At 44.5% G+C, this 566-nt stretch carries 1 protein-coding gene; it reads right to left on the bottom strand.

The annotated features are described in order from the left end of the window. A partial coding sequence (locus ACS8FD_RS23385; RefSeq protein ID WP_439277610.1) for a hypothetical protein occupies positions 1-566 on the bottom strand: 566 nt, incomplete at both ends.

The following is a 566-nucleotide window of genomic DNA, read 5'->3' as shown; positions in this document are numbered from 1 at the left end:
GATCCAAGCTTACTATGTCCGAGCGCAGGAGCCAAGGGTTTCTAGTTTCCTTGAATCTTGTCTGTGTTTGAACAGAAAGCAGGGTATCCAGACCATCTTCATGCAAAACAGCGCCAAGGGGCTGAACAACAGTGGAGCCCAATTGACGAGCAAGCATTTGGGGATGCCGACTTTTTAACAAATACGAATCTTTTTCAAGTGAAGCGATATACGTTCTGTGCTGACTGGTTTTTACAACTCGAATTTTGTAAGGGGTAGCGGAGAGTTCTTGGCGAAACTCCCCAATCTGCGCATCAAGATTGATCTCTTCGCCTTCTGCCAGCGAAGTATCGATAAAATATTGTTCAGCAACTATCTTTGGATAGAGGCCAATCCTTTGCTCATCATGCAACACTCTCTTGTCCAGTGTGGAAACCCTATTTTTATAAATGTCGGGATTGTTTTGACCAGCGCTATCAACGGTATCGGAATATTGAAACAGCAGTTTTCCGTTGGCCAATATTGGATAGACCCTGTCCCATTTGTAGCCAGTAAGCGTATGTTCATCTTTGGCCGACTGCAAAATG

Source organism: Psychrobacter sp. 1U2 (genome assembly GCF_051847575.1).
The sequence above is the reverse complement of the archived record's forward strand: the minus strand, read 5'-3'. Positions and strand labels throughout refer to the sequence as shown.